The sequence below is a fragment of the Flavobacterium lipolyticum genome (genome assembly GCF_020905335.1).
Taxonomy (GTDB): Bacteria; Bacteroidota; Bacteroidia; order Flavobacteriales; family Flavobacteriaceae; genus Flavobacterium; species Flavobacterium lipolyticum.
In genome coordinates this window covers 1,754,517-1,765,958 of sequence record NZ_JAJJMN010000001.1, presented here as the reverse complement: position 1 = coordinate 1,765,958, position 11,442 = coordinate 1,754,517, and the positions used below count along the sequence as shown (strand labels likewise).

Genomic DNA, 11,442 nt, shown 5'->3' with positions numbered 1-11,442 from the left:
GATACGTGGTGTATAAGTTATTTAGTTGCCGCAGCTTGTGTCTGACCTAATTGCCATTGAATTACTTTTGGTGTAATAACACTTCCATTCTTTAGTAAAGACGTACCTCCCATGGCTATTTTATCTCCAGGTTTTAAGCCGTCTTCTATTACATAACCATCTTTTACAGCCGGTCCCGGTTTTACGATTTGCATGTTGACTTTATTGTCTTTGCCTAATACGTAAACCTGATAAATACCCTGTACTTCGATAACAGCACGTTGCGGAATCACGATCGCATCTTTACGAATGTCGGTAAGCAATCCGATTTTTACATATTGTCCCGGACGTAATAATTTGTCAGGATTTGAAAATGCCGCTTCAAAGGTTATCGCGCCCGTAGAAGGATCAATCTGTCTGTCGGCGAAACTGACTTTACCCGTTTCAGGATAAACAGAGTCGTCGGATAATTTCAGAGAAACCACAGCGCCGGAACCTTTTAAAGAAGAATTAGGTTTGTTGAATTCTCTAAACAAACGAAGAAATTCCTGTTCGCTCATCGTAAATCGGACCCTGACATCACCTAAGTCGGAGATTGTATTGAGAACTGATGCCGCACCAGGTCTCACATAATCGCCTACTCTTACTTTTGATATTCCGATTAAACCAGAAATTGGTGCGATAATACGGCAATAGCTCAGTTCGATTTTTGAATTTTCCAAAGAAGCCTGAGACGCTTTAATTTTAGCCTGAGACGCACTATAGGCTGATTTAGCCGAAATTAACTCTCTTTGACTAACAGCATTTATCTTTGCTAATGGCGCTATCATGTCTAAATCGGCTTTGGTTTTTGCCAAACTGGCTTGCGATTCTGCCAGTGCCCCTGCGGCTTCGTCCATTTTGGTTTTATAAGGAAGTGGGTCAATAGTGTACAATACTTGTCCTTTGGTAACAAAACCACCTTCTTTAAAATTTTGACTCATAATAATACCGTCAACACGAGGATTTATCTGAATGTCTGACAGGCCATAAGTCTGTCCGGTGTATTCAGATTCTACATTTACATCCTGATTTAAAACAGTAAGAACTGAAATTTCAAGAGGTTTGGGCGGTGGCGGAGTTTCTTTTTTACAGGCTGAAAGAAAGAAAAGGAGTAGGATTGCAGAAGGATAAATTTTGTTCATTTTTAATTTATATTAAAATGTATTAATATTCAACTAACTAGAAACCAAATATGTGCATTGCTAAGTTAACATTTTTTTAGCAAAAAGTGAAAAAAAGAATATCCGCAGCTGCTCTGTTTGGATACGACGGTATTTGGATTAACCTTTTACAGAAACAGGACGAGCTTTTGAATGATAAAATAACAAGCATCTATAAAATTGGGCCTTTTTTCTGAGATGAAAAAATGAGATGAAATGTTAATAGCATTTTTAATCTAAAAATAATTGGTACTTTTGCACTAGATTTAAAAAAAATCAAACTTATTCTTAACTTAAAACTGTTTATAGCATGCAACTGTATAACACTTTGAGCGCAGAAGAAAGAGCTATCATGATCGATGATGCCGGTAAACAACGATTAACGTTGTCTTTCTATGCGTATGCCAAAATTGAAGATCCCAAAAAATTTCGCGACGATTTATTTATTGCCTGGAACAAGCTTGATGCTTTAGGCCGAATTTATGTGGCTAATGAAGGTATTAATGCTCAAATGAGTATTCCTGCCGAAAATTTGGAGGCTTTTAGAACAACTCTGGAAGTATACGATTTCATGAAAGGCATCCGTTTGAATGAAGCCGTAGAACATGATGATCATTCCTTTTTAAAACTAACCATCAAAGTTCGTCACAAAATTGTCGCCGATGGTTTGAATGACGAAACTTTTGATGTAACCAATATTGGCGTTCACCTGAAAGCCAAAGAATTTAATGCCATTCTTGACGATCCTGATACAATTGTGGTTGATTTTAGAAATCACTACGAAAGTGAAGTAGGGCACTTTAAAAATGCAATTACTCCCGATGTTGAAACTTTTAGAGAAAGTTTACCAATCATCAACGAACAGCTTCAAAATCATAAAGAAGATAAAAACCTTGTGATGTATTGTACCGGAGGAATTCGTTGCGAAAAAGCAAGTGCCTATTTTAAACACCAGGGTTTTAAAAATGTCTATCAATTAGAAGGTGGTATCATCAATTACGCTAAACAAATTGAGGAAGAAGGCCTGGAAAGCAAATTCATCGGAAAAAACTTTGTGTTTGATAATCGTTTAGGGGAAAGAATTACAGAAGATATTATTTCGCAATGTCACCAATGTGGAAAACCTTGTGACAATCATACCAATTGTGAAAATGACGGCTGTCATTTATTGTTTATTCAGTGTGATGAATGTAAATCGGCAATGGAAAATTGTTGTTCAACAGAATGTCTGGAAATCATCCACATGCCTTTAGTCGATCAGGTTCGATTGAGAACCGGAAAACAAGTTGGAAACAAAGTTTTCAGAAAAGGAAAATCGGAAAATTTGAAATTCAAACATTCAGGTGATTTACCCAATACAGCTTTGGCTGCAGCAGAAAAACCTGTTGACATTCGTCAGAAAGTAAAAGTAAAAAAAGTACTTCTTGGAAAAGCAGAGCATTATTATGTAAAAGCCCAGGTGGCACAGTTTACGATTGAAAACCAAGAGTTAAACAGCGGTGATAAAATCTTAATTTCGGGACCAACGACCGGTAATCAGGAATTGGTTTTAGAAAGACTGATTGTTGACGGAGCCGAAACTTCAATCGCTAAAATGGGTGATAAAGTTACTTTTGAAGTTCCTTTCAGAGTTAGATTGTCAGATAAAATATATAAGATTCTGGATTAAGCACTGACTTAATTATTAGAAAACCTAACAGATTTTAATGCTGTTAGGTTTTTTTTATACTCCGAAAACAACAAACCGCACAGGTTTCAAAAACCTGTACGGTTTACTTTATAAAACAGGATTTTTTTATGTGGTAAACGGATTCTGGTTGTTTTTCTAATTAAAAAGAATGAACTTAAATAACGCAATTGTGTTGCGATAAAATTAAATACCCTGTAATTTTGATTACAGGGTATTGATTATTAATGGAATATGTAGTCTTCGACCTGGTCGTAGACCTGCCATTTTCCTTTCACTTTCTGCATGATTATAGTTTTGTTTTCATGAATGAGACCTTCTATATCAGCAGTTGATCCACGTGAAAAGTAAAACAAAACATATTTTTTGTTTTTATAAAAAACAGGGTCAGATATTGAGAATACAAGTCCTGGTTTGTTTTCATACTTATCCAGAAATTTTGTGTTCCACATTCCCAATCTATTTTCAAAAATAAAATCAAATCCAGGAAAATCTTTTGGTTTCCAGTATTTTTTAATGGTGTCATTGGAATAAGTTTCAAGCATAATGTCATAACTTTTTTGATCAAATAATGAACTTCTGTAGTTTTTCTGGACTTCAGCCGTTTTGTCCCCACCATAAAATATGCGTAAAGCATTGCGAAGATCTGCTTTGTCTTTTATGATAATTATGCTTTCATTATTTGTAATTTTTGTTTTAAGGAAAGTATTAATTGATTCGTACCTGCTATGGTTAATAGATGAGCATGAAAGTAGTAATGCCTGGAATACTATTAAAATTAAGATCTTTCTTTTCATAATTGTTTTCTAATTACATGGTTTTCCTTGGGGATTTTGGTTTCCTCTGGATTTGTTTCTGGCTTCTACCGTTTTACGTTGCGCAATTCTGTCCTTATCAGCAGTTGATAGTTTAGCGTTATAAATTGGAGTGCCTTGCAAGCTACCCCATGCTAAGTCTTTGTACATTTGTTGAGCTGCACCTGAGGCAACAGGTGTTCCGGTGTTAAATTCCTGTAAGGCAGAAGCCATTATGTCAACATAGCGATTTGCAATTTCAGCATGATGTGCATCAGCCATGTCATTTGACGGAGATCCGGGATTAGTACTTCGTACATAAGCTTCAAATAAAGTTGGAAAATCGGATAACGAAGAATTTCCGGTTGATTTTTGTTGATCGATAATACTTAAAAAATAAGCATGTATTATTTCGTGAATTAGTGTTGTTGCTACTGATAAATCCGTTGGAGGTGAGTTTGGTTCTGAGTCTATAACTCCATTTAGATAATCCTGATTAATTGTAATTTGATAATTGTTATCAGACAATTTGATAGTTTGCCCAAAAACGGATGGACCTCCTAATACTGGTCCTTTTTGCATAGTAACATCATAAGGAGAGATTGGACCTCCAAAACGTTGTAACATCTTGGTAATGTCATTTTGTTTTAAATTTTTTAGTTTTTCAAGAGCTGATTTTCCGCAAGGATCCAGATTGTTGTCTTTAATTTGTTCCACCCTATTCCAATTTGCCGATCCGCCACTAGAACCACCACCGATTGGTACTATTGGAGGATTTACAGGATTTGTAATAGGGTTGGGCCAGGGACTGCCTCCAGGACCTGTTACAACTACCTCGTTTAGTTTAATAGCGCCTTCGTCTCCGTGGCAGTTATTGCAAACACCCGCTCCACTTGATTTCGAAAAGAGATTATTACCATTGGCTATCCCTTGTTTATAATTATCTTTTCTCGTATCCATGGTCTCTAAGTTAGTAATTCTTAACTCACCGGTAAACGATTCTAGTATTTTGTGTGTGGCTATTTTTTGCAGATCCTCTATTTCTTGTGAATCTTTAAAATCAAAGCTCCATAATTTTCCTGTAATATTATAATCATTGATGTCCAAAATAATTTTTTGTAAAAGAAAAGAGTTGGAAGATTTTACCGGAATTATGGCAACAAAAGAGTTTTCTGCGCTTTGTTGATAGAGGGTTGCGGAGTTCCAAAGTACATCTTTTTCATTGATAGTGTGTTTTGAGTTTAACCATTCTTTTGAGCGGATAAGTAATGCTGATTCCTGTTTTTCAATACTGGTGTAATCATTTTCAGGAGAACAGCTGAAGATTAGTAAGCATAACAGAACAATCGTTAACAGATTGTAAGGGTGTTTTTTCATTATATTATTTTTATTAAAACTGAATAAATTTAAAGCAAAAGTATTTAGAAGTTTTTTTATAAGAAAAAATATATGATTTGATATTTAAAGAATAAAATTGTAGGGAAAAGCCTCTAAAAGTGGCGTGAAATGAGTTAGAAAAGATGGATTTAAGAGACTAAAAAATGTGTTTTTGATTAAAAATGAGACATTTGTTCATTTAACATCCCTTTAGTTTTAATGCATAAAAAGCAAACTAAAAAAAATACTATCTTTACCGATCAAACGTTTATGAACTTAAGTCGCATTTTTGCGACACTACATATATAATTATGGCATGTACAAGTTGTTCAACCTCAGATGGTGGTGCACCAAAGGGTTGTAAAAATAATGGGACTTGCGGCACCGATAGCTGCAATAAATTGACGGTTTTTGACTGGCTCGCAAACATGAGTCCGTCCAATGGAGAGGCGATTTTTGATTGTGTTGAGGTTCGTTTTAAAAACGGACGCAAAGAATTCTTTAGAAATTCAGAAAAATTAACGTTAAGTATTGGTGATATTGTAGCAACTGTTGCTTCACCGGGACATGATATTGGAATTGTAACTTTGACAGGAGAATTGGTAAAAATTCAAATGAAGAAAAAAGGAGTAAATCCTGAAAGCAATGAAGTTCCTAAAATTTACAGAAAAGCTTCACAGAAAGATATCGATATCTGGTCTGTAGCACGTGATCGTGAAGAACCAATGAAAGTTCGTGCACGTGAATTGGCTATTCAGCATAAACTGGAAATGAAAATTTCTGACATTGAATTCCAGGGAGACGGGTCGAAAGCTACGTTTTATTACACGGCAAATGACAGAGTCGATTTCAGACTTTTGATTAAAGATTTTGCTAAAGAATTCAGTACCAGAGTCGAAATGAAACAGGTTGGTTTCCGTCAGGAGGCAGCCCGTTTGGGAGGAATTGGTTCTTGCGGACGTGAACTCTGCTGTTCAACCTGGTTAACCGATTTTAGAAGTGTGAATACTTCGGCAGCACGTTACCAACAGCTTTCACTGAATCCTCAAAAGTTGGCCGGACAATGCGGAAAACTAAAATGCTGTTTGAACTATGAGTTAGATACTTACATGGATGCGCTAAAAGACTTTCCGGATTACGATACCAAATTGGTAACCGAAAAAGGAGATGCTATTTGCCAGAAACAAGATATTTTTAAAGGTCTGATGTGGTTTGCGTATACCAATAATTTTGCGAACTGGCATGTTTTAAAAATCGATCAGGTAAAAGAAATTATTGCCGAAAACAAACAAAAAAACAAAGTTTCTTCATTGGAAGATTTTGCTATTGAGGTAACTTCTGAACCTGAGAAAGACTTTAACAATGCAATGGGGCAGGAGAGTTTAACCCGTTTTGATCAGCCAAAAAGAAAGAAAAAGCCAAGTCGTAAACGCAAACCAAATGCGGAGAATGCAGTTGTGGCTGCTCCGAACAAACCGCAGCAAGCCAATAATAATACAAACAAGCCGGCTGGTGGCAATCCGAATAAATCGAATAAACCACAAAACAAACAAAATCAATCGAACAAACCCAAAAATTCGAACGATAAAAAGCCAGCCGAGCCAAGAAAACCTATAATTATTACTAAAAATGAGAATAAAAAGTAGTGGAATTCTTCTTTTGTCAGCAATACTCCTTTTTTCCTGCGATAAAAAAAGAGTATTCGACGAATACAAATCTGTTGGAAGTGCCTGGAACAAAGACAGTATTGTAACCTTTGATTTACCGGTTTTAGATTCGACCAAAAGATACAACCTGTTTGTAAATTTGAGAGACAACAACAATTATCCGTTCAATAATTTGTTTTTGATCGTAGCTATCGAAACACCAAGCGGTTTTACCAAAGTGGATACTTTAGAATATCAAATGGCAAATCCCGACGGTAGCCTGATGGGGAATGGCTTTACAGACATTAAAGAAAGTAAGCTGTTTTACAAAGAAAACGTAAAGTTTAGAGGGAAATACAAAGTACATATCAAACAAGCAGTCAGAGAATCAGGGAAAATTCCGGGAGTTCAGACTTTAGAAGGTATTACAGATGTTGGTTTTAGAATAGAACAAAAAGATTAGAAAAATAGTTATGGCTGCTAAGAAAAACAATCAATCCAATAGCGTTAAAGATATTAATTACTACAAAAAGAAGTTCTGGAGAATTTTTGCCTATAGTTTATTAGGAGTTCTCGCCTTCTTTTTATTTGCCTCATGGGGCTTATTCGGTTCAATGCCTTCTTTTGAAGATTTGGAGAATCCGGATTCTAATTTGGCCACCGAAATCATTTCGTCCGACGGAGTGGTAATAGGTAAGTACTTTAAAACCAACAGATCGCAGCTTAAATATTCTGATTTGCCAAAAAATCTGGTAGATGCTTTAGTGGCAACAGAAGATGCCCGTTTTTATGAGCATTCCGGAATTGACGGTCGAGGGACTTTACGTGCTGCTTTTTCTTTGGGGACAAATGGAGGAGCCAGTACCATAACACAGCAATTGGCAAAACAGTTATTTCATCGTGGTGGATCTAGCTTTTTACCCTTTAGGATAGTGCAAAAAATAAAAGAATGGATTATTGCCATTCGTCTGGAAAGACAATATACCAAAAATGAGATTTTAGCGATGTACTGCAACGTTTATGATTTCGGAAATTATGCTGTTGGGGTAAGTTCGGCAGCTCAGACTTATTTTTCCAAAGACCCTAAAGACTTAACTATTGACGAATCGGCAATTTTAGTTGGTATGTTTAACAATTCATCTCTTTATAATCCTTTGCGTAACCCTGTTGGGGTAAAAAACCGTCGTGATGTTGTACTGGGACAAATGGTAAAAGCCAAGATGATAACGAAGTCTCAAAAAGAGAAATATCAGGCATTGCCAATCGCTTTAAAATTCAAATTAGAAAGTCACCGTGAAGGAACCGCTACTTACTTTAGAGAGTACCTTCGTGATTACATGAAAAAATGGGTGGCTGAGAATAAAAAACCGGACGGTACCGATTACGATATTTACAAAGACGGTTTAAAAATTTACACTACCATCGATTCAAGAATGCAGCTTCATGCAGAAGAAGCAGTTTCGGAACATATGAAAAATTTGCAGGAGCAATTTTTTATTGAAATGAAAACCAATAAAAACGCACCCTTCCTGAACATTACCCAAGCTGAAACAGATCGTATCATAATGCAGGCGATGAAAAATTCGACGCGTTGGGCTCTGATGAAAGAGATGGATAAAAGTGATGAAGACATTATTGCTTCGTTTAAAGTGAAGACCAAAATGCGTGTATTTACCTGGAAAGGAGAACGTGATACCGTGATGACACCACTTGATTCTATTCGTTATTTCAAACACTTCCTGCAATCTGGTTTAATGGCGATGGAACCTCAAACCGGAAACATTAAAGCATGGGTAGGTGGAATTAATTATAAATATTTCCAATACGATCACGTAGGGCAGGGAGCACGACAGGTAGGATCTACATTCAAACCGTTTGTTTATGCAACCGCTATTGAGCAATTAAACATGTCTCCTTGCGATTCTATTCTAGACGGACCTTTTATGATTCACAAAGGGCGTCACAATGTTACTGCTGACTGGGAACCAAGAAACTCTGATAACAGATACCGTGGAATGGTAACTCTAAAACAAGGTCTTGCCAATTCGATCAATACCGTATCGGCTAAGTTAATTGACAGAACAGGTCCTGAAGCTGTAGTAGAGTTAACACACAAATTGGGTGTAAAAACCGAAATCCCTGCTCAGCCCTCTATTGCACTTGGTGCCGTAGATATTACGGTGGAAGATATGGTGGCTGCCTACAGTACATTCGCCAATCAGGGAGTATATGTAAAACCGCAATTTTTAAGCCGTATAGAGAACAAAAGCGGAGAGGTGATCTATGAGCCAATTCCGGAATCTCATGACGTTTTAAACAAAGATATTGCCTTTGCTGTAATTAAATTATTAGAAGGAGTTACAGAAACTGGTTCAGGTGCACGTTTGCGTACAGAAGGCGGAGGAAGCGGTGACAATCGTTGGACCGGATACCCGTACATGTTCAGAAACCCTATTGCCGGTAAAACCGGAACCACTCAAAATCAGTCAGACGGTTGGTTTATGGGAATGGTGCCAAATCTTGTCACCGGAGTTTGGGTAGGTTGTGAAGACCGTTCAGCACGTTTTAAAAGTTTGACTTACGGACAAGGAGCTACAGCCGCATTACCAATTTGGGGGTATTTCATGAAATTGTGTTATGCCGACCCGGGATTACAGGTCTCAAAATCCGAGTTCGAGCGTCCGGCAAACCTTTCTATAAAGGTAGATTGCTACAGCAGACCGGCAGTGGTAAAAGATACGACACAAACGGACCAAAATACAGACGAATTCGAACTGTAGGTTTAGTTCTTTTAGAATAGTAAATCCTTTTGTGATCTTCTGAAACAGAAGATTACGAAAGGATTTCTTTTTTTAATGATGTAGTCTGCCGCTCAGCAGGCATGCGAGCAGTTCGTTTTCAAAGAATAAAATCAGTCATTTTATTTTTTACGAAATCGTTATAATTTAATCTAAAAATCTTATTTTTATCAAAAATATACAGTAATAAAGACAGTTTGTTATGATTACAAAAAAAGTAAATAACGTTCAGGAGGCTATCGAAGGAATTGAAAGCGGAATGACTATAATGTTCGGAGGTTTCGGTCTATGCGGAATTCCTGAAAATACAATTGCAGCATTGGTAAATACTTCCATTTCAGATTTAACCTGTATTTCGAATAATGCGGGAGTGGATGATTTTGGTTTGGGATTGCTTTTGCAAAAGAAGCAAATTAAAAAGATGATTTCCTCTTATGTGGGGGAGAATGCCGAGTTTGAGCGTCAGATGCTTTCAGGAGAACTGGAAGTCGAATTGACTCCGCAAGGTACTTTAGCCGAACGTTGTCGTGCGGCTCAGGCCGGAATTCCTGCGTTCTTTACACCTGCAGGTTACGGAACTGAAGTTGCCGAAGGCAAAGAAGTACGGGAGTTCAATGGAAAAATGCACATCATGGAACAGGCTTTCAATGCGGAGTTTGCTATTGTTAAAGCCTGGAAAGGTGATGAAGCAGGAAACCTGATTTTTAAAGGAACAGCCAGAAATTTCAACGCTTGTATGGCAGGTGCAGGTAAAATTACCATCGCCGAAGTGGAAGAATTAGTTCCGGTAGGAACATTAGATCCAAATCAAATACACATTCCGGGAATTATGGTGCAACGGATCTTTCAGGGAGAAAAGTTTGAGAAAAGAATCGAGCAGAGAACGGTAAGACAAAGAGCATAATTAGAGAATTAGAAAATGTGATAATTGGATAATTATTTGGATTGCGTACCTATTTTGCATTATCTAATTATCTAATTTCCAAATTGACACATTAAAACTATGTTAACAAAAGAAGATATTGCAAGACGTATTGCAAAAGAAGTAAAAGACCGCTATTTTGTGAACCTTGGAATTGGTATTCCAACTCTGGTAGCAAATTATGTGAGAGAAGATATTGCTGTGGAGTTTCAAAGTGAGAACGGTGTTCTTGGCATGGGACCTTTCCCTTTTGCCGGAGAAGAAGATGCAGATATTATCAATGCCGGAAAGCAAACTATTACAACACTTCCGGGAGCCAGTTTCTTTGATTCGGCCTTTAGTTTCGGGATGATCCGAAGCCAAAAGGTAGATTTGACCATTTTAGGTGCTATGGAGGTTTCTGAAAATGGAGATATTGCCAATTGGAAAATTCCGGGTAAGATGGTAAAAGGAATGGGAGGTGCAATGGATTTGGTAGCTTCTGCCGAAAACATTATTGTTGCCATGATGCACGTTAATAAAGCAGGTGAATCTAAAATACTAAAAAAATGCTCTTTACCCTTAACTGGTGTGGGCTGTGTTAAAAAAGTAGTCACCGAGCTTGCGGTTCTGGAAGTAACTGATAAAGGTTTTAAGCTACTAGAAAGAGCACCGGGTGTTTCTGTTGAGCACATCATCGCATCAACCGAAGCTGATTTGATCATTGAAGGTGAAATTCCGGAAATGGATATCAGATAATTCTGTAATTAAGATAAATTCGCATGAAGGCTAGCTTTTAAAAGGGCTGGCCTTTTTTGTAGGAAAAAATTAAAGAAGAGGCACCGGGTTTGCTTTTTTCTAAAAGCCTTGTATTTGCTGACTTTTGTGTGTTAATGTATTAGTTATCAGTAGAATAATTATTTTTTAGGCCTGTTTTTTGTGAAATCATCACAGTTTGTTAAATAAAAGTAAATTTAAAGTAAAAAACGTTGTATTTAATCGATTAACGGCAAATTTCATCGATTATTTAACTAAAATGAAATACTTTTATTTTAAAA

The 11,442-nt window shown here is 36.9% G+C and carries 9 protein-coding genes; 6 read left to right on the top strand and 3 right to left on the bottom strand.

Annotation, left to right across the window (positions count from 1 at the left end; all coding sequences use genetic code 11):
* Positions 1-17: 17 nt before the first annotated feature.
* Positions 18-1,163 (bottom strand): efflux RND transporter periplasmic adaptor subunit, encoded by a 1,146-nt coding sequence (locus tag LNQ34_RS07855; RefSeq protein WP_229999140.1) that lies wholly within the window; start codon positions 1,161-1,163, stop codon positions 18-20.
* Between the two features lie 328 nt (positions 1,164-1,491).
* Between LNQ34_RS07855 and trhO the strand changes: the two genes are divergently transcribed.
* Entirely contained in the window at positions 1,492-2,850 is a 1,359-nt protein-coding gene (gene trhO / locus LNQ34_RS07850; protein ID WP_229999139.1) for an oxygen-dependent tRNA uridine(34) hydroxylase TrhO, read from the top strand.
* A 242-nt stretch (positions 2,851-3,092) separates the two neighbouring features.
* Here the strand turns inward: trhO and LNQ34_RS07845 are convergent, their stop codons facing one another.
* Both LNQ34_RS07845 and LNQ34_RS07840 read right to left on the bottom strand, forming a co-directional pair.
* A complete protein-coding gene (locus LNQ34_RS07845) occupies positions 3,093-3,665 on the bottom strand; it encodes a hypothetical protein (protein WP_202700794.1) in 573 nt (190 codons plus the stop codon).
* A gap of 9 nt (positions 3,666-3,674) precedes the next feature.
* The gene (locus LNQ34_RS07840; RefSeq protein ID WP_202700795.1) at positions 3,675-5,039 is read right to left on the bottom strand and encodes a hypothetical protein; all 1,365 of its coding nucleotides are present in this window, start codon (positions 5,037-5,039) and stop codon (positions 3,675-3,677) included.
* Positions 5,040-5,350: 311 nt separating this feature from the next.
* On the opposite strand from LNQ34_RS07840, the gene LNQ34_RS07835 reads away from it, so the two are divergent.
* The 5 genes from LNQ34_RS07835 (at position 5,351) to LNQ34_RS07815 (ending at position 11,143) form a co-directional block, all read left to right on the top strand.
* Positions 5,351-6,685, top strand: coding sequence for a PSP1 domain-containing protein (locus LNQ34_RS07835; RefSeq protein ID WP_229999138.1), 1,335 nt, complete (start codon positions 5,351-5,353; stop codon positions 6,683-6,685).
* Positions 6,669-7,148, top strand: a complete 480-nt coding sequence (locus LNQ34_RS07830; protein ID WP_017495853.1) for a gliding motility lipoprotein GldH — start codon at positions 6,669-6,671, stop codon at positions 7,146-7,148. The genes LNQ34_RS07835 and LNQ34_RS07830 overlap by 17 nt, the downstream gene beginning before the upstream one ends.
* 10 nt (positions 7,149-7,158) lie before the next feature.
* Positions 7,159-9,465 (top strand): penicillin-binding protein 1A, encoded by a 2,307-nt coding sequence (locus tag LNQ34_RS07825; protein WP_229999137.1) that lies wholly within the window; start codon positions 7,159-7,161, stop codon positions 9,463-9,465.
* A 220-nt stretch (positions 9,466-9,685) separates the two neighbouring features.
* Positions 9,686-10,387, top strand: a complete 702-nt coding sequence (locus LNQ34_RS07820) for a CoA transferase subunit A (RefSeq protein ID WP_202702611.1) — start codon at positions 9,686-9,688, stop codon at positions 10,385-10,387.
* Between the two features lie 99 nt (positions 10,388-10,486).
* Positions 10,487-11,143 (top strand): CoA transferase subunit B, encoded by a 657-nt coding sequence (locus LNQ34_RS07815; protein WP_017495856.1) that lies wholly within the window; start codon positions 10,487-10,489, stop codon positions 11,141-11,143.
* Positions 11,144-11,442: the final 299 nt, after the last annotated feature.

Excerpts from the sequence above, each read along its gene's own strand:
- LNQ34_RS07845 (WP_202700794.1), bottom strand. The coding sequence starts at position 3,665 with ATGAAAAGAAAGATCTTAATTTTAATAGTATTCCAGGCATTACTACTT.
- LNQ34_RS07830 (WP_017495853.1), top strand. The coding sequence starts at position 6,669 with ATGAGAATAAAAAGTAGTGGAATTCTTCTTTTGTCAGCAATACTCCTT.
- LNQ34_RS07820 (WP_202702611.1), top strand. The coding sequence starts at position 9,686 with ATGATTACAAAAAAAGTAAATAACGTTCAGGAGGCTATCGAAGGAATT.
- trhO (WP_229999139.1), top strand. The coding sequence starts at position 1,492 with ATGCAACTGTATAACACTTTGAGCGCAGAAGAAAGAGCTATCATGATC.
- LNQ34_RS07825 (WP_229999137.1), top strand. The coding sequence starts at position 7,159 with ATGGCTGCTAAGAAAAACAATCAATCCAATAGCGTTAAAGATATTAAT.
- LNQ34_RS07840 (WP_202700795.1), bottom strand. The coding sequence starts at position 5,039 with ATGAAAAAACACCCTTACAATCTGTTAACGATTGTTCTGTTATGCTTA.
- LNQ34_RS07855 (WP_229999140.1), bottom strand. The coding sequence starts at position 1,163 with ATGAACAAAATTTATCCTTCTGCAATCCTACTCCTTTTCTTTCTTTCA.
- LNQ34_RS07815 (WP_017495856.1), top strand. The coding sequence starts at position 10,487 with ATGTTAACAAAAGAAGATATTGCAAGACGTATTGCAAAAGAAGTAAAA.
- LNQ34_RS07835 (WP_229999138.1), top strand. The coding sequence starts at position 5,351 with ATGGCATGTACAAGTTGTTCAACCTCAGATGGTGGTGCACCAAAGGGT.